The organism is Burkholderia sp. AU31624, assembly GCF_020420065.1.
Lineage (GTDB): Bacteria > Pseudomonadota > Gammaproteobacteria > Burkholderiales > Burkholderiaceae > Burkholderia.
The window spans coordinates 768,850-789,274 of record NZ_JAIZRT010000004.1 but is presented as its reverse complement, the minus strand read 5'-3'; the positions used below and the strand labels follow the sequence as shown (position 1 = coordinate 789,274).

Annotated in this window: 21 protein-coding genes; 18 read left to right on the top strand and 3 right to left on the bottom strand. The window is 65.0% G+C overall.

Annotated elements, in window-relative coordinates; genetic code table 11:
- Positions 1-31 precede the first annotated feature (31 nt).
- The gene (locus LGM89_RS18840) at positions 32-898 is read right to left on the bottom strand and encodes a hydroxymethylpyrimidine/phosphomethylpyrimidine kinase (RefSeq protein ID WP_226273622.1); all 867 of its coding nucleotides are present in this window, start codon (positions 896-898) and stop codon (positions 32-34) included.
- 254 nt (positions 899-1,152) lie between these two features.
- Between LGM89_RS18840 and LGM89_RS18835 the strand changes: the two genes are divergently transcribed.
- The 8 genes from LGM89_RS18835 to LGM89_RS18800 all read left to right on the top strand — a co-directional run bounded on the left by LGM89_RS18835 (position 1,153) and on the right by LGM89_RS18800 (position 7,750).
- The gene (locus tag LGM89_RS18835) at positions 1,153-1,323 is read left to right on the top strand and encodes a rubredoxin (protein ID WP_004186709.1); all 171 of its coding nucleotides are present in this window, start codon (positions 1,153-1,155) and stop codon (positions 1,321-1,323) included.
- Between the two features lie 104 nt (positions 1,324-1,427).
- Positions 1,428-2,729, top strand: coding sequence for a hypothetical protein (locus LGM89_RS18830; RefSeq protein WP_226273621.1), 1,302 nt, complete (start codon positions 1,428-1,430; stop codon positions 2,727-2,729).
- 182 nt (positions 2,730-2,911) lie between these two features.
- Entirely contained in the window at positions 2,912-3,490 is a 579-nt protein-coding gene (locus LGM89_RS18825) for a YqgE/AlgH family protein (protein WP_011351143.1), read from the top strand.
- The gene (gene ruvX / locus LGM89_RS18820) at positions 3,487-3,936 is read left to right on the top strand and encodes a Holliday junction resolvase RuvX (RefSeq protein ID WP_011351144.1); all 450 of its coding nucleotides are present in this window, start codon (positions 3,487-3,489) and stop codon (positions 3,934-3,936) included. The genes LGM89_RS18825 and ruvX overlap by 4 nt, the downstream gene beginning before the upstream one ends.
- Positions 3,923-4,435: a bifunctional pyr operon transcriptional regulator/uracil phosphoribosyltransferase PyrR gene (gene pyrR, locus LGM89_RS18815; protein WP_039361132.1), complete on the top strand. Its 513-nt coding sequence runs from the start codon at positions 3,923-3,925 to the stop codon at positions 4,433-4,435. The genes ruvX and pyrR overlap by 14 nt, the downstream gene beginning before the upstream one ends.
- 73 nt (positions 4,436-4,508) lie before the next feature.
- Positions 4,509-5,540 (top strand): aspartate carbamoyltransferase catalytic subunit, encoded by a 1,032-nt coding sequence (locus LGM89_RS18810; protein WP_006476735.1) that lies wholly within the window; start codon positions 4,509-4,511, stop codon positions 5,538-5,540.
- 52 nt (positions 5,541-5,592) lie between these two features.
- Positions 5,593-6,873: a dihydroorotase gene (locus LGM89_RS18805; RefSeq protein ID WP_226273620.1), complete on the top strand. Its 1,281-nt coding sequence runs from the start codon at positions 5,593-5,595 to the stop codon at positions 6,871-6,873.
- Between the two features lie 19 nt (positions 6,874-6,892).
- Entirely contained in the window at positions 6,893-7,750 is an 858-nt protein-coding gene (locus LGM89_RS18800) for a lysophospholipid acyltransferase family protein (protein WP_226273619.1), read from the top strand.
- 32 nt (positions 7,751-7,782) lie between these two features.
- Here the strand turns inward: LGM89_RS18800 and LGM89_RS18795 are convergent, their stop codons facing one another.
- Positions 7,783-8,622 carry a symmetrical bis(5'-nucleosyl)-tetraphosphatase gene (locus LGM89_RS18795; protein WP_226273618.1) on the bottom strand — a complete coding sequence of 280 codons (840 nt, stop codon included), beginning with the start codon at positions 8,620-8,622 and terminating at the stop codon, positions 7,783-7,785.
- A gap of 337 nt (positions 8,623-8,959) precedes the next feature.
- Here LGM89_RS18795 and rfbB point away from each other — a divergent pair, with 337 nt between their 5' ends.
- The 8 genes from rfbB (at position 8,960) to LGM89_RS18755 (ending at position 17,060) form a co-directional block, all read left to right on the top strand.
- Positions 8,960-10,021 carry a dTDP-glucose 4,6-dehydratase gene (rfbB, locus tag LGM89_RS18790; protein ID WP_226273617.1) on the top strand — a complete coding sequence of 354 codons (1,062 nt, stop codon included), beginning with the start codon at positions 8,960-8,962 and terminating at the stop codon, positions 10,019-10,021.
- An 11-nt stretch (positions 10,022-10,032) separates the two neighbouring features.
- Positions 10,033-10,926, top strand: a complete 894-nt coding sequence (gene rfbA / locus LGM89_RS18785; protein WP_124576636.1) for a glucose-1-phosphate thymidylyltransferase RfbA — start codon at positions 10,033-10,035, stop codon at positions 10,924-10,926.
- On the top strand, positions 10,911-11,459 hold the full coding sequence (gene rfbC / locus LGM89_RS18780) for a dTDP-4-dehydrorhamnose 3,5-epimerase (protein ID WP_089460516.1): 549 nt from the start codon (positions 10,911-10,913) through the stop codon (positions 11,457-11,459). The genes rfbA and rfbC overlap by 16 nt, the downstream gene beginning before the upstream one ends.
- Positions 11,456-12,352, top strand: a complete 897-nt coding sequence (gene rfbD / locus LGM89_RS18775) for a dTDP-4-dehydrorhamnose reductase (RefSeq protein ID WP_226273616.1) — start codon at positions 11,456-11,458, stop codon at positions 12,350-12,352. The genes rfbC and rfbD overlap by 4 nt, the downstream gene beginning before the upstream one ends.
- Before the next feature lie 76 nt (positions 12,353-12,428).
- Positions 12,429-13,235 (top strand): ABC transporter permease, encoded by an 807-nt coding sequence (locus LGM89_RS18770; RefSeq protein ID WP_124576638.1) that lies wholly within the window; start codon positions 12,429-12,431, stop codon positions 13,233-13,235.
- Entirely contained in the window at positions 13,225-14,538 is a 1,314-nt protein-coding gene (locus LGM89_RS18765) for an ABC transporter ATP-binding protein (RefSeq protein WP_226273615.1), read from the top strand. Before LGM89_RS18770 ends, LGM89_RS18765 begins: the two co-directional genes overlap by 11 nt.
- A gap of 79 nt (positions 14,539-14,617) precedes the next feature.
- Positions 14,618-15,763, top strand: coding sequence for a DegT/DnrJ/EryC1/StrS family aminotransferase (locus LGM89_RS18760; RefSeq protein ID WP_206138164.1), 1,146 nt, complete (start codon positions 14,618-14,620; stop codon positions 15,761-15,763).
- Positions 15,750-17,060 carry a glycosyltransferase gene (locus tag LGM89_RS18755; RefSeq protein WP_124576640.1) on the top strand — a complete coding sequence of 437 codons (1,311 nt, stop codon included), beginning with the start codon at positions 15,750-15,752 and terminating at the stop codon, positions 17,058-17,060. The genes LGM89_RS18760 and LGM89_RS18755 overlap by 14 nt, the downstream gene beginning before the upstream one ends.
- 29 nt (positions 17,061-17,089) lie before the next feature.
- Here LGM89_RS18755 and LGM89_RS18750 read toward each other — a convergent pair whose 3' ends face one another.
- Positions 17,090-17,506: a hypothetical protein gene (locus tag LGM89_RS18750; RefSeq protein ID WP_226273613.1), complete on the bottom strand. Its 417-nt coding sequence runs from the start codon at positions 17,504-17,506 to the stop codon at positions 17,090-17,092.
- Here LGM89_RS18750 and LGM89_RS37325 point away from each other — a divergent pair.
- Together LGM89_RS37325 and LGM89_RS18740 are read left to right on the top strand one after the other, a co-directional pair.
- A complete protein-coding gene (locus tag LGM89_RS37325; RefSeq protein WP_226273612.1) occupies positions 17,501-18,460 on the top strand; it encodes a glycosyltransferase family 4 protein in 960 nt (319 codons plus the stop codon). The two genes, LGM89_RS18750 and LGM89_RS37325, sit on opposite strands and share 6 nt — an antisense overlap.
- Before the next feature lie 34 nt (positions 18,461-18,494).
- Positions 18,495-20,420, top strand: coding sequence for a glycosyltransferase family 2 protein (locus LGM89_RS18740; protein WP_226273611.1), 1,926 nt, complete (start codon positions 18,495-18,497; stop codon positions 20,418-20,420).
- Positions 20,421-20,425: the final 5 nt, after the last annotated feature.

Genomic DNA, 20,425 nt, shown 5'->3' with positions numbered 1-20,425 from the left:
CGACGGCGGGGCATGCCCCGCCGCACGTGCGTCAATGCCGATGCGACGTCCTCGGCACCGCGTCGGCCTTCACGGCCGGCGGCGTATCCGAATCCTCATTGCTGCGCGCCCAGAAGAACCGGTCGGGCAGGTACGCCCCCATGCCGGGCCGGAACGCGTCGCGCGTGGCCTGGTACAGGTATTCCTGCGCCTCGCGAACCGCTTCGGGCGGCTCCTGGCCGTTCGCGAGCAACGCTGCGATGGCCGCGCCCAGCGTGTCGGTGATGCCCATCAGCCGGTGCGGCGAGCGATCCCACATGTCCTCGCGGAGCTGGCCTTCCTCGCAGTACAGCGTGTTGACGAGCCGGTGCGAGCCCGTCTCGGACGACAGGATGTACTCGCAGCCCTGCGACAGCAGGTGCGAGACGGCCGCGTCGAGATTCGGCGCCTCGGCGTCGCCGTCCGGCTGCGCGAGCGCGATCAGCGTCGCGTAGTCGGCGACGAGCAGCGTGGTTTGCGGCGCCAGCAGGTCGGCGATCGATTCGCGCAGGTCGTCGGCTGCGAGCACGTGCTCGTCGTCGAGCGTGAAGTCGGGCGCGAGCACGAGCGGCACGCCGTCGTAGTCGGCGACGACCTCGGCGATCGCGCTCACGACTTCCGCGCGCGTCGCCGCGCCGATCTTGAACGCCGCAACCGGCATGTCTTCGAGCAGCATGCGCGCCTGGGCGGCGACCACGTCGGGATCGAGGCCGGTCACTTCGTCGCAGGCGGCCGAGTCGCGCACGGTGTAGCCCGTCAGGACGGACACGCCGTGACAGCCCATGCTCGCCAGGGTCAACAGATCGGCTTGGATGCCAGAGCCGCCGGTGGGGTCGGACAGGCCAAAGGTGAGGACGATCGGAGGGGCGTTGCTGGACATGTAAAAATGGGGCAAGAGAAAAACGGGAAAGCGACGGGCATGCGGACGGCGAGGCGAAATGGGCGTTTTCGGCCCTGTGTTGCCCGGCAGGCCGCACTTTTCAGCCATTATGCGGCGGAATCCGGCCCGCACGACGGATTTTTTAGCGCAGCGCAACGTAGTCGCGTTACTCCAGCGCGATTGCTAGGCAGTCCGGCCCCGACACGGTACCATCATGGCTCCCGAATTTACCGACTTTCCCGACGCGGCTTAAGATGGAATACAAGAGCTGGATGTGCCTGATTTGTGGCTGGATTTACGACGAAGAAGCCGGGCTGCCGGAAGAGGGCATTGCCCCGGGCACGCGCTGGGAAGACGTCCCGATCAACTGGACGTGTCCTGAATGCGGCGCCCGCAAGGAAGACTTCGAGATGGTCCAGATCTGACCGGACCCTTGGCCCACGGACACACCGCTCAGGCCTCGCATCGACCCGGCGCTCATGCGTCGAGGCTCGCGCGAGCGACTTGACGACGACAGGCGCGCGTGTCCATGAGGCCAGAACCGGCGAACGTTCCCCACCCTGACGCACTGCCCAACCCGCGCGGCGGGGCCGTGCGCGCGGCCGACGCATGGCTTGCGGCGGCCGCCGACGCTTTCGAGCATCGCGACGACGCGGCCGCACCGCTCTCCGCTGCTGCGGCCGTGCTCGCGGAAGCCGGCTGGCTGCCGGCCGCGCGTTTCGCGGGGCAGCTGTCGGCCGCCGTGCCGCTCGTCGCCGCCGAGCCGACCTCGGCCGGCTGGCGTGCCGCGCTGCGCGATTTCCGCGCGGCCGTCGCACGCCACAACCTGCGCGAGCTCGCCTGCTCGCCGGTTCTCTTCGAACACTTCCGTGCCTTGCGTGCGCAAAGCGCCGCCGACCTGCGCGCGCAGGCGCCGCTCGACGCGCTCGCGCTCGTCGGCCGTGCGGTGCCGCCCGCCACGCTGCGCGCGCTGCCCGACGCGTTCGCGACCCGGATTCGTGCCCGCTACGAACAGGCGTTGCTTGGCGTGCTGCGCGCGGAACACGGCGCGCCCGATGCGGCACTCGACGAACTCGATGCGATGCTGGCCGCGCTCGCCAGCGATGATCCATACGATTTCTGGCGGCTCGCGGCCGCATGCGTGCGCGCGCTGCGCGCCAGCGGCGCACCCGAGCTGAAGCGCTTTCTCGCGCGCACGAACCTCCTGCTCGGCGAGCACGCGCAGGGCCGGCGCAGTGCGCCGCCCGAACTCGTGCGGGAGACGGTGGCGCTGCTGTGGCGCGATTTCGCGCTGTTCGGCGCCGCGGCCGAGGATGTCGCGCTCGTCGACGTGCTGCACGACTACGGATTGACGGTCGACTGGCACGTCGCCGGCACGCCCGCGTCCGAAGCGCTGTGGGAGGCCGATGCCGCCCGGGCCGAGCATGACGCGGTTGCCGCCGCGCCGACCCGCGCACTCGGCGTCGTGACGGTCAATGCGCATGCCTATGAGGATTTCCTGCAGACGGCCGATGCGTCGATGGTCGACCTCGCGGCCGATCCGGCGAGAGCCGGCGCGGGTGCCGCATGGCATGCGTCCGGCGCCGCCTACCGGGTCGGCACGGCCGCGTGCGCGCTGGGGCTCGGCCATGCGGCGCTGCTGGCCGACACGCTTGGCCTCGCGTGGCGGCGTGCGGCGCACGGTGTGCCGCTCGCCGACGGCGGCCTCGATGCGCACGGCCACGCGTCCGACATGCTGCGCGCGGCGCTGCTGAAGATTGCAGCCGGCGTTGCGCCGCCGGATCTCACGGCGGCGTCCGGCGCGCTCGGCGCGGCGCTCGGCCGGGCCTGACGAAGAAGGGGACGAACACGCGCCGGCGGCCCTTGCCGCGCGGGCCTGCAACACGCTGCCGACAGCGCCCGCGCGCGTGTTAGAGTGCCGTGTGATCCGTGCGCGCCGTTGCCAGCGCGGTGCGGCGTTGCTTGTTGATCGCGGCCCGGTCAGGCCGCGGCGTCTTTGCTAAAATTCAAACCATGTCAAAGCCTTCCGATCGCATCAATCTCACCAACCAGTTCCTGATCGCCATGCCGAACATGGCCGATCCGACGTTCTCGGGAACGGTGGTCTATCTTTGCGATCACAGCGAGCGCGGTGCGCTCGGCCTCGTCATCAATCGTCCTACCGACATCGACCTCGAATCGTTGTTCAACCGCATCGACCTGAAGCTCGACATCGAGCCGCTGCTGCACATTCCGGTGTACTTCGGCGGCCCGGTCCAGACCGAGCGCGGTTTCGTGCTGCACGAGCCGGTAGAGGGCGCGAGCTACAACTCGTCGATGTCCGTCGAGGGCGGGCTGGAGATGACCACGTCGAAGGACGTGCTCGAGGCGGTCGCGACGGGCACCGGCCCGAAGCGCTTCCTGCTGACGCTCGGCCATGCGGGCTGGGGGGCAGGGCAGCTCGAGGAAGAAATCTCCCGCAACGGCTGGCTGACGGTCGCCGCCGATCCGCGCATCGTGTTCGACACGCCGGCCGAAGAGCGCTTCGAAGCCGCACTCGGCCTGCTCGGCGTCAGCTCGTCGATGCTGTCCGGCGAAGCAGGGCACGCATGAGTGGCGCGAGCGCGCGCGATGCGACGCTCCTCGCGTTCGACTACGGCGAAAAACGTATCGGCGTCGCGGTCGGCAATGCGCTGACGCGCTCGGCCCGTGCGCTCGTCGTGATCCAGAACCTGAATCGCGAACACCGCTTCAAGGCGGTCGGCGACCTGCTGGCCGAATGGCGGCCGGACGCGCTCGTCGTCGGCCTGCCAATGCATCCGGACGGCACGCCGCACGACATGACGCAGCAGGCGAAGCGCTTCGGCAACCAGCTGAACGGCCGCTTCGGGCTGCCCGTCACGTGGGTCGACGAGCGCTATTCGTCGGTCGAGGCCGAGGCCGGGCTGCGCGAGCGCAACGTGCGCGGCCGCGCACGGGCCGAGATGCTCGATGCCGAGGCCGCGCGCGTCATCCTTCAACAGTATCTCGATCAATTGTCCGACCATGAGCACCATTGACGCCGAGGCGCTTTACCGCGTCCTGCTCGACCAGATCCGCGCCGCGTACGGCACGGCTTTCGCCGAACCGGGCGGCCCGCGGCTCGCCGGCATTCACAGCGGCGGCGCATGGCTTGCCGAGCGCCTCGCGCGCGATCTCGGCGCGCCGGCGTTCGGCGTCGTGAACGTCGCGCTGCACCGCGACGATTACGCGAAGAAGGGGCTGCACAGCCAGGCCAGCCCGACGTCGCTGCCGTTCGAGATCGACGGCGCGCGCATCGTGCTCGTCGACGACGTGCTGTTTACCGGGCGCACCGTGCGCGCGGCACTCAACGAGCTGTTCGACTACGGCCGTCCGGCCGCGGTCGAGCTCGCGGTGCTCGCCGATCGCGGCGGCCGCGAGCTGCCGGTCGCCGCGCGCTTCGCGGGCGGCGCGCTCGACGTGCCGGCCGGCGCGACGCTCGTGCTCGCACGCGACGATGCGCAGTTCACGCTGCGCGTCGAGGCACACGGCGCCTGAACGACACGCGATCCGTATCCCGGGCCGCTGGTTTGCACCGCGGCCCGTTTGCATAGTTGGAATCACGCACACCATGACCACCGACACCACTGGCCGCACCGGCAATCCCGCCGCGGCCGCGAGCCCCGACCGGTTCCGCTACGGCTTCCTGAAGGGCAACCCGCAGCTCACGAAAAACGGCGAGCTGAAGCATCTGCTGTCGATCGAGGGCCTGCCGCGCTCGATCGTCAACCACATCCTCGATACCGCCGAGCAGTTCGTCAGCGTGACGGACCGTGAAGTGAAGAAGGTACCGCTGCTGCGCGGCAAGTCCGTGTTCAACCTGTTCTTCGAGAACTCGACGCGCACCCGCACGACCTTCGAGATCGCCGCGACGCGCCTGTCGGCCGACGTGCTGAACCTGAACATCAATGCGTCGTCGACGAGCAAGGGCGAATCGCTGCTCGACACGATCAACAACCTGTCGGCGATGCATGCCGACCTGTTCGTCGTGCGCCATGCGTCGAGCGGCGCGCCGTACCTGATCGCCGAGCACTGCGCACCGCACGTGCACGTGATCAACGCCGGCGACGGCCGCCATGCGCACCCGACGCAGGGCCTGCTCGACATGTACACGATCCGTCACTACAAGCGCGACTTCACGAAGCTGCGCGTGGCGATCGTCGGCGACATCCTGCATTCGCGCGTCGCGCGCTCCGACATCCACGCGCTCACCACGCTCGGCGTGCCGGAAGTGCGCGCGATCGGCCCGCGCACGCTGCTGCCGGGCGGGCTCGAGCAGATGGGCGTGAAGGTGTTCCACAACCTCGACGAAGGGCTGAAGGGCGTCGACGTGATCATCATGCTGCGCCTGCAGAACGAGCGGATGAGCGGCGCGCTGCTGCCGTCCGCGCAGGAATACTTCAAGACCTGGGGCCTGACGCCCGAGCGTCTCGCGCTCGCCGCGCCCGACGCGATCGTGATGCACCCGGGCCCGATGAACCGCGGCGTCGAGATCGATTCGCAGGTCGCCGATGGCCCGCAGTCGGTGATCCTCAACCAGGTCACGTTCGGCATCGCCGTGCGGATGGCGGTGATGGGCATCGTCGCCGGCAACAGCGACTGAGCCCGCTTTCGCGCATCCTTATTCACGCAATCAACGCATTCACTGACAGCGCATGAAGATTCATATCAAAGGCGGCACGCTGATCGATCCGGTCGCCGGCACCGAGCAGCAGGCCGACGTATTCGTCGCGGACGGCAAGATCGCCGCGCTCGGCACGGCGGCGCCGGCCGGTTTCAACGCGGACAACTCGATCGACGCCGTGGGCATGATCGTCGCGCCCGGCCTCGTCGACCTGTGCGCGCGGCTGCGCGAGCCCGGCTACGAGCACAAGGCGACGCTCGCGTCCGAGATGGCCGCGGCCGTCGCGGGCGGTGTCACGACCCTCGTGTGCCCGCCGGATACCGACCCCGTGCTGGACGAGCCGGGCCTCGTCGAGATGCTCAAGTTCCGCGCGCGCAACCTGCACCAGGCGAACGTGCATCCGCTCGGCGCGCTGACGGTCGGCCTCAAGGGCGAGGTGATCACCGAGATGGTCGCGCTGACCGAGTCCGGCTGCGTCGGTTTTACGCACGCCAACGTGCCGGTGCGCGACACGCAGGTGCTGCTGCGTGCGCTGCAGTACGCGAGTACCTACGACTACACCACGTGGCTGCGCCCGCAGGACGCCTTCATCGGCCGCGGCGGTGTCGCCGCGAGCGGCGCGCTGGCGTCGCGGCTCGGGCTGTCCGGCGTGCCGGTCGCGGCCGAGACGATCGCGCTGCACACGATTTTCGAACTGATGCGCGTGACGGGCGCACGCGTGCACCTCGCGCGGCTGTCGTCGGCGGCCGGCCTCGCGCTCGTGCGCGAAGCGAAGGCCGAGGGGCTGCCCGTGACCTGCGACGTCGGTGTGAATCACCTGCATCTGATCGACGTCGACATCGGCTACTTCGATTCGCAGTTCCGGCTCGATCCGCCGCTGCGCAGCGAGCGCGATCGCGAAGCGATTCGCGTGGCGCTCGCCGACGGTACGATCGATGCGATCTGTTCCGACCATACGCCGGTCGACGACGACGAGAAGCTGCTGCCGTTCGGCGAAGCGACGCCGGGCGCGACCGGGCTCGAGCTGCTGCTGTCGCTGACGCTGAAGTGGGCCGACGAGACGCGTACGCCGCTTGCGCAGGCGCTGCGCCGCATCACGTCCGCGCCGGCTGATGTGCTGAAGCTGCCGGCCGGCCGCCTCACCGAAGGCGGCGCGGCCGACCTGTGCGTGTTCGACCCGCGCGCGCACTGGCGGGTCGAGCCGCGGGCGCTGAAGAGCCAGGGCCACAACTCGCCGTTCCTCGGCTACGAACTGCCGGCCACCGTGCGCACGACGCTCGTGGCCGGGCAGGTCGCGTTCGAGCGCCACTGAACCACGCCGGACTATCGCCATGATTGCCATTCGCAAGCTGCGTCTCGTCTTTCACCTGTTGCGCGGCATGGCGATCGTCGCGCTGCGTTTTTCGCACGTCACGCCCGCGCGCCGCGCCGAGCTGATACGCCGCTGGTCGCTCAAGCTGCTGCGGATTTGCGGGATGCGTCTCGTCGTCCACAACGACAGCGCACGGCTCGACGCGAGCGCGCTCGTGGTCGGCAATCACGTGTCGTGGCTCGACATCTACACGGTCAACGCGTGGCGGCCGACGCCGTTCGTGTCGAAGGCCGAGGTGCGGCAGTGGCCGGTGGTCGGCTGGCTCGCCGAGAAGCTCGACACCGTGTTCCTGCAGCGCGAGAAGCGCACCGAGGCGATGCGCGTCATGCACGAGATGGCCGAGCGCCTGCGCAACGGCGGGCTGATGTGCGTGTTCCCGGAAGGGACGACGACCGACGGGCAGGAACTGCTGCCGTTCCACGCGAACCTGTTCCAGGCCGCGGTATCGGCCGGCTGCGCGGTGCAGCCGATCTGCCTGATGTACGAGGATGCGCAGGGGCGGCAGTCGGTTGCGCCGGCCTATACGGGCGAACTGGCGTTGGGCACGTCGCTCGACATGGTGTTGCGCGGCGGCCCGCTCGTCGCGCACCTGTACGTGTGCGAGCCGATCGCGCCGGGTGGCGACCGGCGGGCGACGTCCGCGGCGGCGCGTGATGCGATCGGGGCTGCGCTCGTGAAGTTGCAGGCGAAGGTTGGCAAACCGGCGGCCGAGTCGCTCGCGGAACTGGCCAAACATGCGTATCCGGCGACCGAGGTTGGCGCCGGCGCGGCAGGGCATGAGGCGACCGACGCACCGGTGCCGGGGCGTGAGGGTTGACGCGCTTCCCGGCGACGCGACTCAGCCTTTAATCACTCGCCGCCCGGCGCGCGGCATGCTTCGCACTGCACCTGCGTGACCGTGCGCTGCGCCGGGTCGGCCGTCAGCCGCACGGCCGACAGCTGGTTACCCCACACACACCCCGAATCGAGCGCGACGACGTTCTCGCGCACCATCAGGCCGAGCGCGGCCCAGTGGCCGAACACGACCGTCACGTCCTCGGTGCGGCGCCCCGGTACGTCGAACCACGGCAGGTAGCCGGGCGGCGCGCTGTCGGGGCCGCCATTCGCCTTGAATTCCATCGCACCGTCGGGCGTGCAGAAGCGCACGCGCGTGAACGCATTGAACGCGACGCGCATCCGGTCGCGTTTCTTCAGATCCGGGCTCCATTGATTCGGCTCGTTGCCGTACAGCTTCTGCAGCGTGTCGCGCCAGTCGGGCGCGCGCAGCGCGCGCTGGAGTTCGTCGGCGAGCTCCAGCACGAGCGTCGCATCCCACTGCGGCAGCACGCCCGCATGGACGAGCAGCATCCCGTTCTCCGCATGCACGAACGGGCGGTGGCGGACCCAGTCGAGCAGCGCATCGGCATCGGGCGCGTCGAGGATCTCGCCGATGGTGTCGCCCGGGCGTTCGGTTCGCAGGCCGGCGGAGACCGCGAGCAGGTGCAGGTCGTGATTGCCGAGTACGACGGTCGCGCGCGGGCCGAGGTCGACGAGTGCGCGCAGCGAGGCGAGGGAGTCCGGGCCGCGGTTGACGACGTCGCCGGCGATCCACAGCGGGGTGTCGGCGGGGGCTGAAAGTTTGTCGAGTAGGGACTGGAAAGCGGAATGACAGCCTTGGATGTCGCCGATGGCGATGGGGGCGGAAAGCATGAGGGTCAGATCGTACCGAAACGAGGTGAACTTGGGAATATCGTATGAATATACGATGGCGCGACGGCAGTTCCACATCGGGCGGCCCGCCAGGCATGCTATTTTTCGTGGCGCAAAGGGCCTCGCGCTGTATCAAGTTGTTAGCAGCATGGAGTTGGCGCCGGCTGGATTCCTATAATTGTCATTTTCGCTCCGAAATTAACATCTCGTGACTTTGCTGGTAGGGCGACCGGTTAAAATGCCGGGCCTGATCGGCCGAGACTTGGCCACTGTGACATGACAAGAAGTGCGATGAGCGCCTGCCAGGCGCGCCGCACACATTACTAGAGGGTGTTTCATGATCCTGGTTACCGGCGGCGCGGGTTTTATCGGTGCCAATTTTGTACTCGACTGGATGGATGTGTCCGACGAGGCCGTGCTCAACGTCGACAAGCTGACCTATGCGGGCAACCTGCGTACGCTGGCGCCGCTCGACGGGAATCCGGATCATGTGTTCGCTCGTGTCGATATCTGCGATCGTGCGGCACTCGACGCGCTGTTTGCCGAGCACAAGCCGCGCGCAGTGATCCACTTTGCGGCCGAGAGCCACGTCGATCGTTCGATCCACGGGCCGGCCGATTTCGTGCAGACCAATGTCGTCGGTACGTTTACGCTGCTCGAAGCGGCACGCTCGCAGTGGAACGGCCTAAACGATGCGGACAAGGAGGCGTTCCGCTTCCTGCACGTGTCGACCGACGAGGTGTTCGGGTCGCTGTCCGCGACCGATCCCCAGTTCTCGGAAACGACGCCTTACGCCCCGAACAGCCCCTATTCGGCGACAAAGGCCGGCTCCGACCACCTGGTGCGTGCGTATCACCACACGTACGGTCTGCCGACGCTCACGACGAACTGCTCGAACAACTACGGTCCGTACCAGTTCCCGGAGAAACTGATCCCGCTGATGATCGCAAATGCGCTCGCCGGCAAGCCGCTGCCGGTCTACGGCGATGGCCAGAACGTGCGCGACTGGCTGTACGTCGGCGATCACTGCAGTGCGATCCGCGAAGTGCTTGCGCGCGGCGTGCCGGGCGAGACGTACAACATCGGCGGCTGGAACGAGAAGAAGAACCTCGACGTCGTGCACACGCTCTGCGATCTGCTCGACGCGGCGCGGCCGAAGGCGACGGGATCGTATCGCGACCAGATCACCTATGTTAAGGATCGTCCCGGCCATGACCGGCGCTACGCGATCGATGCGCGCAAGCTCGAGCGCGAGCTCGGCTGGAAGCCGGCCGAGACGTTCGAGACGGGGCTCGCGAAGACCGTGCGCTGGTATCTCGACAATCAGGTCTGGGTGGACGAAGTCGCGTCAGGCGATTACCGCAAGTGGGTCGAAACGAACTATGCGCAACGCACGTGAGGATCTGATCGATGGCACGTAAAGGCATTATTCTCGCCGGCGGCTCGGGCACGCGGCTGTATCCGATTACCCACTCGGTGTCGAAGCAGCTACTGCCGGTGTACGACAAGCCAATGATTTACTACCCGCTTTCGACGTTGATGCTCGCGGGCATTCGCGATGTGCTGGTCATTTCGACGCCGGCGGACACGCCGCGCTTCGAGGCGTTGCTGGGCGACGGCTCGAAGTGGGGGATGAACCTGCAGTACGCGATCCAGCCGTCGCCCGACGGACTCGCGCAAGCGTTCATCATCGGGCGGGACTTCATCGGCAACGATCCGAGCGCACTGGTGCTCGGCGACAACATCTTCCACGGTCACGATCTCGCGAAGCAGCTTCACGCGGCGAATGGGCGTACCGAAAGCGCGACCGTCTTTGCCTATCACGTGCAGGATCCGGAGCGCTACGGCATCGTCGAATTCGACGACCAGATGCGCGCGATGTCGATCGAGGAGAAGCCGGCCCAGCCGCGCTCCCGCTACGCCGTGACTGGACTCTATTTCTACGACAACGACGTGTGCGACATTGCGGCCGACATCAAGCCGTCAGCGCGCGGCGAGCTCGAAATCACCGACGTCAATTCCCGTTATCTCGCGGCAGGCAAGCTGCAGGTGGAGATCATGGGGCGCGGCTACGCATGGCTTGACACGGGCACGCACGATTCGCTGATGGAGGCTGCGGCTTTCATCGCGACCCTGCAGAAGCGCCAGGGCCTCGTGGTGGCGTGCCCCGAGGAGATTGCTTACCGAATGGGCTGGATCGACGCCGAGCGCCTGCTGACGCTCGCCGCGCCTCTCGCCAAGAACGCGTACGGGCAATATCTGAAGAACCTACTGACGGACAAGATTCTATGGCAATCACGGTAACTTCCACGGCAATTCCAGACGTCAAGCTGATCGAGCCCAAGGTCTTCGGCGACGCTCGCGGGTATTTCTTCGAGAGCTTCAATCAGCGGGAATTCCGTGAGCAGGTTGCGGATGTCGAGTTCGTTCAGGACAACGAGTCGCGCTCGGTCAAGTCCGTGCTGCGCGGGATGCATTATCAGGTGCGCCACGCGCAGGGTAAGCTGGTCCGCGTCGTCGAAGGCAAAGTGTTCGACGTCGCCGTCGATCTGCGTCGTTCTTCGCCGACGTTCGGCAAATGGGTTGGCAGCGTTCTGTCCGCGGAAAATCACCTGCAGATGTGGGTGCCTGCCGGATTTGCGCACGGCTTTCTGGTGATGTCCGAGGCGGCGACGTTTCAATACAAGACGACCGATTTCTGGTATCCCGAATTCGAGCGCGTGCTGCTGTGGAACGACACACACGTTGGCATCGACTGGCCGCTCGACGGCGCTCCGGTGATTGCACCGAAGGATCTCGCCGGTACCGTGCTGGCGGATCTGGAGACCTACGCATGAAGATTCTCGTGACGGGGGCGAACGGGCAGGTCGGATGGGAGCTCGTGCGTGCGCTGCAACCGCTGGGCGAGGTGGTAGCCGCGACACGTCAAGTCGTTGATCTCGGCGATGCGGCGGCCGTCGCTGCATATGTCGACGCGCTTGCGCCCGATCTCGTGGTCAATGCGGCTGCGTATACCGCGGTGGATCGCGCCGAGGACGAGCCCGACACTGCATTTGCAATCAATCGCGATGCGGCGGGCGCGCTCGCGCGTGCCACCCGGAAGCGTGGCGCGTTGCTGATCCACTTCTCGACCGACTATGTGTTCGACGGGAGCAAGCGAACGCCGTATGCCGAGAGCGACGCAGTGCGCCCGCTGAACGCTTACGGTGCGAGCAAGCTGGCCGGCGAACAGGCGATCGCCGACGCTGGCGGCGACTGGCTCGTGTTCCGCACGTCGTGGGTCTACGCGTCGCGCGGCCAGAATTTCCTGCGCACGATGCTTCGGCTGGGTGCGAGTCGCGAGACGCTGTCGGTCGTCAGCGATCAGTTCGGCGCGCCGACGAGCGCGCGCACGATTGCGGACCTGACCGCGCACGCGGCGGCGAAAGCGCTCGTCGAGCGGCGGGCGGAATCGTTCGTGAGCGGCCTTTATCACATGACGGCGCAAGGCTCGACGACCTGGCACGCGTTCGCGGAAGCCATTTTTGCCGGTGCCAGAAGCCTGTCCCCACAGACAGGCCTGTCTGTCCGCGAAGTGAAGCCGATCCCCGCAGCCGAGTATCCGGCGAAGACGCCGCGTCCGACCTTCTCGGTGCTCGACAACACGCGGTTCGACGAGCGTTTCGGATTGCACCGACCGCAGTGGTCGGACGGGCTTGCGCTCGTCCTCGCGGAACTGTTCGATGCCTGATGCTGCCCGATCCGGGCGGTGCACATCACACTACATGCCGAGTCGTTCGTGCGGCATGGTTTAGCTAGAGATTGTCATGCGGGAAATCATTCAACCATCACTTCCTATCTGGCGGCATCGCCGCCTGATCCTCCAAATGGCGCGCCGCGAAGTGGTTGGCCGATATCGCGGCTCGGTGCTCGGCCTGCTGTGGTCGTTCTTCAACCCGCTGCTGCTGCTGACCGTCTACACGTTCGTGTTCAGCGTGATTTTCAAGGCACGCTGGAATACCGGATCTGATTCGAAGACGGAATTTGCAGTCGTGCTGTTCGTCGGGATGATCATGTTCCAGGTGTTCTCGGAAGCCGTGAACCGTGCGCCATCACTGATCATCAGTAACGCGAACTACGTGAAGAAGGTCGTGTTCCCGCTCGAGGTGCTGCCTGTCGTCGCGCTGCTCGTCGCGCTGTTCCATGCCGCGATCAGCTTCTGCGTGCTGGTGCTCGCGATGCTCGTGCTGGGTTTCCAGGTGCATCTCACGATCCTGTATTTCCCGCTGATCGTCTTGCCGTTCGTCCTGTTCACCCTCGGTGTCTGCTGGTTCCTGGCGTCGCTGGGCGTATTCATCCAGGACATCGGCCAGTCGATCGGGCTCGTGACGACGGTGCTGATGTTCCTGACGCCGGTGTTTTATCCGGTGAGTTCGCTGCCGGCCAGTTACCAGCGTATCGTCGGAATGAATCCGATCGCGTTTGTCATCGAGCAAAGCCGCAACGTCGTGATCTTTGGAACCGTGCCGAGTTGGACCGGTGTGTTGGTGATGATGATCGTTAGTGTCGGCGTCGCGGCACTGGGCTACCAATGGTTTAATCGCACGCGGAAAGGATTCGCAGATGTCCTCTGATCTTGCAGTCAGCGTGAAGGATCTGAGCAAGGTCTTTCATATTTACGATAACCCGCGTGCACGCCTGATGCAGATGCTGTTCGGCTCCCGCAAGCAGTATTTCCGGGAGTTCTGGGCGTTGCGCGATGTCTCGTTTGATATCGCGCGCGGCGAGACGGTGGGGATTGTCGGTCACAACGGCTCCGGAAAGTCCACGCTGCTCCAGGTGATCTCCGGGACGCTCGCGCCGAGCGCCGGCACAGTCGAAACGAACGGCAAGGTTGCCGCGCTGCTCGAGCTCGGGTCGGGCTTCAATCCCGAGTTCACCGGTCGCGAAAACGTGATGCTGTACGGCCAGATTCTCGGGATGAGCGAGGAAGAGCTGGAAGAGAAGTATCCGGCCATCGTCGATTTCTCCGAGATCGGCGATTTCGTCAACCAGCCGCTGAAGACGTACTCGTCGGGCATGTACGTGCGCCTCGCATTCTCGGTCGCGATCCACGTCAATCCGGACATCCTGATCGTCGACGAGGCGCTGTCGGTCGGTGACGCGCTGTTCCAGGCGAAGTGCATGGCCGTGATGAAGAAGCTGATGGATCGAGGCACGACGCTGCTGTTCGTCAGCCACGACCCCGGTTCGGTGAAGGCGCTCTGCAACCGCGCGATCCTGCTCGATCACGGCAACATGCTTGCTGTCGGATCGACGGACCATGTGATCGAGTCGTATTACTCGTCCTATGTCCGCAAGAAGCAGCACGTGATTGCCGACGACGAGGCGCCGTCGACGCAGATCGCCGAGCTCGATGCCGATCTCAACGACGGCGCGGACGAATTCCAGAAGCAGGCGGCGTTCCAGCGGATCCGCAACGGCCGCGCAAGCTTCGTCAACGTGCAGTTGTTGAACGAACAGGGGCGCGCGACACGCCAGGTTACCTACGGCGACACCGTGACGCTGAGAATGATCGTGAGCGTCGAGGAAGATCTGCCGCTGCTGGCATTCGGCTATCACCTGCGCGACAAGAACGGGTTCGATATCGCGTACTCGGACACCGGCCTCGAGCACGCGCATTTGTACGACGTGCACGCGGGTGAAGTCCACGTGGTCGACTGGACGTTCAAAGTATCGCTGCGCGGCGGCGATTACAGCATCAGCGCGGCCACGTCAGTGCCGACCGACCTGAGCATAGGTCAGGTCGACACGTGTGATCATGTGCCGATCGCCGTGCAATTCAACGTCTCGCGCGGCACCTATCTGCCGCTTTATGGCGCCGTACATTTCGACAACAAGGTCCAGACGCGGCTGTTGTCGAAGACGGTGGCCTGACGCAGCGTTGGCCGGCAGTGGATCCGGCGCCGGGGCCGGCGCGTGCGGATCCGCACGAGGAATCAATCAGGAGCGCCCTATGAGACAAAAGCCGGATGGTTTCGCCAGTCCGATCTATGTGACGAAACCGATGTTGCCGCCGCTTGGCGAGTTCATGTCGCAGTTGGAAGACATCTGGGACAGCGCCTGGCTGACGAACGGCGGTGCGAAGCACGTTGAGCTGGAGGCGGCGCTCGCGAAGCGGCTCGGTGCACGGCACTTCTCGCTTTTCAACAACGGGACGAGCGCGTTGCTCGTCGCCTGCCAGGCACTGCGGCTCGCCGGTGAAGTCATTACGACGCCGTTCACGTTTCCCGCGACGCCGCATGTGCTGCACTGGAACAACGTGACGCCGGTGTTTTGCGACATCGACGAGGAAACGCTGACCATTGATCCGGCCGTGGCCGAAGCGCTGATCACGCCACGCACGACGGGCGTGCTCGGCGTGCACGTGTATGGGATGCCGTGCGACGTGAAGGCGTTCGAGCGCATTCGTGAGCAGTATGGCGTCAAGGTGCTCTACGACGGCGCGCACGCGTTCGGCACGGAAATCGACGGCAAGCCGGTCGCCGAGTTCGGCGATGCGACGATGTACAGCTTCCACGCGACGAAGCTGTTTCACTCAGCCGAGGGCGGCGGGCTGGCAATGGCTGACGAGGCGATGAAGCGGCGCGTCGATCTGCTGAAGAATTTCGGAATCTTGAACGAGACCGAAGTCATCATGCCGGGTACTAATGGCAAGATGAACGAAGTACAGGCGGCCCTGGGTCTCGTCAATCTTGCCCATTACGACGCGGAGCATGCCGCGCGGCAGCGCGTTGCACAGGTTTACCTGAGTCGCCTGGACGAGATTCCCGGCATCACATGCTTCCGGCTGCCTCCGAACGTTGGCCACAGCATGCAGTATTTCATCGTGCGCGTGAACGCACAGGCATGCGGCGTGTCGCGCGACCGGTTGTACGACACGCTGAAGCAGTTCAACGTATTTTCGCGGCGCTATTTCTACCCGCTTTGTAGTGAGCACAATTGCTATCGTGCGCTGCCGAGCGCCGATCCCGGGCGCTTGCCGGTTGCGACGCGCGTGTCGCGCGAAGTACTCGCGTTGCCGCTGTACGGCGAGCTTGGGGAAGACGGGGCGAATCGCATCGTCGACATCATTCAATACATCTGCAATGGCAAACAATAATTATTCGATCGGGGATTCGCGGCCGCGTGTCAGCGTTCTCACGACGTCTTACAACTACGGCAGATTCATCGGGGAGACGATCCGGTCGGTGCTGTCCCAGACGTACGCGTCGTGGGAGCTGATCATTGTCGACGACTGTTCGACAGACGATTCATGGGAGGTCATCCAGCAGTTCGATGATCCGCGGATTCGCGCGGTGCGCCAGGAGCGCAACCAGGGCGCGTGCGCGGCGTACAACACGGCGCTGCGTCTCGCGTCCGGTGAATTCATCGCGAGCCTGGATTCCGACGACGTGTTCGTGCCAGAGAAGCTTGCGGCGCAGGTTGCGTTCATGGACGCCCATCCGGATGTCGATATCTGCGGCAGCTTCATGGCGGAGATCGATGCATCGAGCCAGCCGGTCGACCCCGACAAATGCTTCTATGCGCCGTGGTTCAATCAGGATCTCGACCTGAACGCGCCCGACAGCTGGGTGTGGGAGAACCATCTGTGCCATTCGACCGTGCTGGTCAGGAAGTCCACGCATGACCGGATCGGCTTTTTCCGGGAGGACCTGACCTACTCGCCGGACTGGGATTTCTGGCTGCGTTCGCTCGCCGGCGGCGCCCGGTTTCATGTGATGAAGGACGCGCTCCTCCTTTACCGTGCGCACGGCGGCAACGTGACGCATCGCAATCGCGATGCGCTGATGTGGGAGTATGCGGATATCTCCGGCGGCGTCGTGCATCCGTACCTTGAGCGGATCGAGCGCTTCGACCTGCTCCGCAAGAGCATGGAGTCGTTCGTCGGGCGCTTCTTCGAGATTGACGGCGACTGGCGGCGGTTCCTGGAGCTGATCGAGATGCTGCGCGTGTACGACCGTCACGAGGACACGTTCAGGATTCCGCCGCATCTGTTCTTCAATGGCGAACTGACCGCGTTCGTCACGAGACTCGCGTCCGGGTGGTCACCGCAGGCTTTTGCCGCCGTTCGCGAGCGCTTGTCGAAGCCGGAGGGCGAGTACGATGGTTCGGCGCCGGCACCGGCGGCGAACGCGCAGGCGGCCGCAGGCGCCGCGACGTTTCAACTGCTGATTCGAGGCGAGCGCGACCGTGCGCTCGCCGAACTGGATCAGGTGCGTGCCGAGCACGAACGTGTCGCCACGGAACTCGAGCACGCGAAAGCGGAGCTGCGTGCCGCAGCCGACCGGGAAGGGCGGCTCACTGCCAGCCTGGCTGACGCGCAGACGGAACTCGATCGTGTCAGGGGCACCATCTGGGGCAAGGCGGATAATCTGTACCGGCGCCTGAGCCGATAGCCCGTGCCCCCGCGAATGATTCAAGATATCTAACCATGCCGCGATACCAGCATCTTCTGTACTTTGCACAACGCGTCTATCATCGCCTGCCGTTGAGCCAGGAGGCGAAGTGGCGCGTCCGCAAGGCCATTTCGCCGGTCATCACGTCGTTGCGCCACGGCAAGTCGATTCGTCAGGCGCTGCGGTCTGCCGTCACGCGTGAGGTGTTGCTCGACCACGCGCGTGAGTCGCGCCTGCAACACCTGATGCTCGACCTCGCGCAGCGTGGCGTGAAAAATGTCAGCCATGTCATTGCCGTGCCGTTCCTTGGAACGGGAGGCGCGGAGAATGTCGCGCTCAATTTCTCGAAAGCGCTCCGCGAGATCCATCCCGACCGTCAGGTTCTGCTCGTCGTTGCCGATCGCGATCTGGTCGACGAGCGTGTTACGCGGATCGACGGTGTGCATGTGGTCGTCTTGCGCGATTTCACGCGCGACGATTCGTACGCGCTGAAGCAGGCGCTGCTGTACGACATGCTGCTGGCGATCCGGCCCGCCGTATTCCACAACATCAACAGCGAGGTCGCGTGGAACGCGGTCATCGCGCAAGGGCGGCAGCTCAAGGAAATCACGCGCCTGTTCGCCAGCATTTTCGCGTTCCAGTTCGCCGAGGACGGAAAGAGCAAGATCGGCTATGCGGCCTATTTCCTGCAACCGGGGTTGCCGGCGCTGACTGCGCTGCTGTCCGACAACCAGCGTTTCGTGACCGATGCACGCGCCGAGTACAGCCTCGGGCAGCAGGGCGACAAGCTGCGCGCCGTGTACAACCCCAGCCGCATGGCGACCGCCGGGTGGAAGGCCCGGGCGCTCGCGCGCATCGCGAGCCGCGGGCAGGATCTGGCGGGGCGTCGCCCGGCGTTTCTGTGGGCCGGGCGACTCGACAAGGAGAAGCGCGTCGACCTACTGCTGGCACTTGTGCAGGCGTGCCAGCACATCGATTTCTACGTCTACGGCCAGGCCGTCGTGAATGTCAGCGAGCAGCTTCCCGATCTCGCGAACCTGCATCTGATGGGGCCGTTCACGTCCCCGGAGGAGCTGATGCGTGATCGCGCGTACACCGGCTTCATCTTCACGTCGAAATGGGAGGGCATGCCGAACATCCTGCTTGAAATCGGGACGTTGGGCGTACCGATCATCGCGCCGTCGGTTGGCGGCGTGGGCGAGCTGATATCGGATTCGACCGGATATCTGCTGACGGAGAAGCCGGATGTCGCCGATTATCGCGCGGCGATGGAATCAGTCATTTCGAATTCGCAGGAAGTCGAAGCGCGCGCACGCGCGCTCGTCGAGCTGATCGACGGGCGACACACGTGGCAGCGGTTCGTCGAGCATGTCAAGGAGTTGGAAGGTTATGGGACCTGACCGGAAGGAATCGGGCACGGACGACTCGCGTGATTTGTCGTTGCCGCTCGTATCGGTGGTAATCCCCTGTTTCAATCAGGCGCAGTATCTGAATGAGTCGATCTCGTCGGTGCTCGACGCATACCGCGGGCCGTTGGAGATCATCGTCGTCGACGACGGCAGCACGGCATCCCGGACCGATATTCACTTGCGCGCGGCGGAAGCGCTGTCGCCCGCAGTACGTGTGATTTCGCAGCAGAACGCAGGGCTTTCGGGTGCGCGCAACACGGGTATTGCCGCTGCGAACGGCGAATTCGTGCAATTGCTGGACGCGGACGACCTCATCGTTCCGCCGAAGCTAGACTTGCAGGTTGCGCATTTCCAGGTGGCGAATGCGCTCGACGTATCGGTGTCCAACTTTCTGTTGTGTGACGATTCCCGCTCGGTCTTTTCGAAACATGACGAGGCAATCGCACATTCGGCGCTCGTGCTGTCCGATTTTCTGTACAAATGGGAGCGCGGCTTCGCGATCCCGATTCATTGTGCACTGTTCCGCCGCGCCGTGCTGTTGGATGCGCCGTTCGATACATCCGCGCGCGCCAAGGAAGACTGGCTGTTCTGGTGCGGCCTGAGTGCGCGCGGCGCACGGATGGCCTATATCAACGCGCACAACGCGATCTACCGGCAGCACGCGCAAAGCATGCGACGGTCCTATGTGAAGATGGGCAAGAGCTGGCTGCACGCGGCTGCCAAGATCGACGCGATGGTATCCGCACGCGAACCGGCGTTTTTCGAGTCTGCGGTCGACTGGTTCGAGAATTTCTATCGGAAGCACCCTGCGTACGCAGAGGAAATCGCGCAGTTGCGCGGCCACCCGCGTGCAGCCGGATCGGGCGCTGCCGCGTCGCCGGTCGTTCCCGTCGATCTGCACGCGCAGAAGCTCGCGCGCCTGCAGGCGGCCATTGCGAAGATGCCCGTGTCGGAGACGCCGCTCATCAGTGTCGTGATCCCCGCATACAACCATTTCGACTATATCGATGGTTGCCTGCTGTCCGTTATCGAGCAGCAGGACGTCGCATTCGAGATCATTTGCGTCGACGATTGTTCTCCCGATGCGCGTACGACGGCGCTGTTGCGTGCGCTGCAGGGAAGTCACCCGAACGTGCGGATTGTCCTCAACAGCGAGAATAAGGGCATTTCGCGCACGCAGAATGAGGCTGTCGCGCAGGCGGCCGGACAATACATTGCGTTTGTCGATTGTGACGACGCTTTGGCGCCCGGCGCGCTGTCCCGTGTCGCGCAGGTCGTGACGCAGGGGCAGCCGTACGATTACGTGTTCACGGACCGATTCGACATCGACGAAAGTGGCAACGAAATCCGGCGGGCCGACTACGGCGGGTATCCGGCTATTGCGTTCAGGAACGACGAGGGCATCAAGGAAGATCTGCTCGACGGCATGGTCGCGTCGCATCTGAAGGTCATTCGACGCGATGCATATTTGCAGTCAGGTGGTTCGATCGACGCGTATTCCGGGATCCAGGATTGGGAACTGGCGCTGAAGATCGCGGAATTCGGCAGCTTCCATTACCTGCATGAGCCGCTCTATCGGCATCGGATCCATACGCGATCCGTCACATCGTCGGACAGCGTCGGCCAGTTCAGGAAGACCAATATCGTGCGCCGGCAGTTCGCCACCAGATGGCTCTGTGGCGGGCGCGATCGAACCGGGCCGGCCATGCAGTTTTCGAGCGATGCGAGATCGATGCCGTCGATAGCTCAACTGAAGGAAGCGTGGCGGCAGGGGCGGCGATGCGAGATGTTCGTCGCGGCGGACGCGCCGCCCCCCGTGCTCAATTTCCTGCGGGAATTCAACTCGTACTTCGACCGCATCACGTGGACGAGTGCCGAAACCTACGCAGGCTTGCTCGGATATGTGCAGCCCGGCGTAATGGTCGCTCGCGGACAGGAACGGCCCGACTGACCGGA

Excerpts from the sequence above, each read along its gene's own strand:
- pyrR (WP_039361132.1), top strand. The coding sequence starts at position 3,923 with ATGAGCACCATTGACGCCGAGGCGCTTTACCGCGTCCTGCTCGACCAG.
- LGM89_RS18755 (WP_124576640.1), top strand. The coding sequence starts at position 15,750 with ATGGCAAACAATAATTATTCGATCGGGGATTCGCGGCCGCGTGTCAGC.
- LGM89_RS18760 (WP_206138164.1), top strand. The coding sequence starts at position 14,618 with ATGAGACAAAAGCCGGATGGTTTCGCCAGTCCGATCTATGTGACGAAA.
- LGM89_RS18750 (WP_226273613.1), bottom strand. The coding sequence starts at position 17,506 with ATGCACACCGTCGATCCGCGTAACACGCTCGTCGACCAGATCGCGATC.
- ruvX (WP_011351144.1), top strand. The coding sequence starts at position 3,487 with ATGAGTGGCGCGAGCGCGCGCGATGCGACGCTCCTCGCGTTCGACTAC.
- LGM89_RS18810 (WP_006476735.1), top strand. The coding sequence starts at position 4,509 with ATGACCACCGACACCACTGGCCGCACCGGCAATCCCGCCGCGGCCGCG.
- rfbD (WP_226273616.1), top strand. The coding sequence starts at position 11,456 with ATGAAGATTCTCGTGACGGGGGCGAACGGGCAGGTCGGATGGGAGCTC.
- rfbA (WP_124576636.1), top strand. The coding sequence starts at position 10,033 with ATGGCACGTAAAGGCATTATTCTCGCCGGCGGCTCGGGCACGCGGCTG.
- LGM89_RS18830 (WP_226273621.1), top strand. The coding sequence starts at position 1,428 with ATGAGGCCAGAACCGGCGAACGTTCCCCACCCTGACGCACTGCCCAAC.
- LGM89_RS18835 (WP_004186709.1), top strand. The coding sequence starts at position 1,153 with ATGGAATACAAGAGCTGGATGTGCCTGATTTGTGGCTGGATTTACGAC.
- LGM89_RS18770 (WP_124576638.1), top strand. The coding sequence starts at position 12,429 with ATGCGGGAAATCATTCAACCATCACTTCCTATCTGGCGGCATCGCCGC.
- LGM89_RS18800 (WP_226273619.1), top strand. The coding sequence starts at position 6,893 with ATGATTGCCATTCGCAAGCTGCGTCTCGTCTTTCACCTGTTGCGCGGC.
- rfbC (WP_089460516.1), top strand. The coding sequence starts at position 10,911 with ATGGCAATCACGGTAACTTCCACGGCAATTCCAGACGTCAAGCTGATC.
- LGM89_RS18825 (WP_011351143.1), top strand. The coding sequence starts at position 2,912 with ATGTCAAAGCCTTCCGATCGCATCAATCTCACCAACCAGTTCCTGATC.
- LGM89_RS18795 (WP_226273618.1), bottom strand. The coding sequence starts at position 8,622 with ATGCTTTCCGCCCCCATCGCCATCGGCGACATCCAAGGCTGTCATTCC.
- rfbB (WP_226273617.1), top strand. The coding sequence starts at position 8,960 with ATGATCCTGGTTACCGGCGGCGCGGGTTTTATCGGTGCCAATTTTGTA.
- LGM89_RS18840 (WP_226273622.1), bottom strand. The coding sequence starts at position 898 with ATGTCCAGCAACGCCCCTCCGATCGTCCTCACCTTTGGCCTGTCCGAC.
- LGM89_RS18765 (WP_226273615.1), top strand. The coding sequence starts at position 13,225 with ATGTCCTCTGATCTTGCAGTCAGCGTGAAGGATCTGAGCAAGGTCTTT.
- LGM89_RS18805 (WP_226273620.1), top strand. The coding sequence starts at position 5,593 with ATGAAGATTCATATCAAAGGCGGCACGCTGATCGATCCGGTCGCCGGC.